The organism is Haloferax sp. Atlit-6N, from assembly GCF_003383195.1.
Classification (GTDB): Archaea; Halobacteriota; Halobacteria; order Halobacteriales; family Haloferacaceae; genus Haloferax; species Haloferax gibbonsii.
In genome coordinates, this window is the sequence record NZ_QEQJ01000200.1 from 1 (window position 1) to 512 (window position 512).

Sequence of the window (512 nt, forward strand, 5' to 3'; positions counted from 1 at the left end):
TTCTCGAACCTGCGAGAGCTGCTCCCCGACGCAACCAAGTCGATCTTCTCAGGAACCGCCCGCGCCGTTCTCGCTTTGGTCGCTGGGCTGCGGGCTGAATGGGCAAAGAAAGACGGCGACATGCCGGTCATCAGCCTGGTAGATTTCTACAACCTCGTCCAGTACGAGCTGAAAGACATCATTCAGGAAAAGACCGAGGTCATCGAGGATATCGGAAACGACCCGGAGACCGACGAATTCGACCTGCAAGTCGCCAAGGCAGTCCTCTTGCTGTCGTACGTCCCCGAGATGATTCCCCAAACAGACTCCAACATCGCGACGGCGATCATGGACGGCCTGGAAGAGGAGATCCGCTCGAACGTCCAGCAGAGAGTCCGAACCTCACTGGAGGGAAGCCTCGAGAAGTACATCCGCCCGGACACCAGCACGGACGGCGCCGACCTCCGACTCACCGATCGTGAAGAGCAGCGCCTCATCTCCGATGCACGGGAGTACGAAACCGAGCCGGAGTG

General features: G+C 59.4%; 1 pseudogene. It reads left to right on the forward strand.

Features of this window, described 5'->3' with window-relative positions:
* Nucleotides 1-512 (forward strand): annotated as a pseudogene (locus DEQ92_RS23605) (hypothetical protein); the annotation flags it as partial.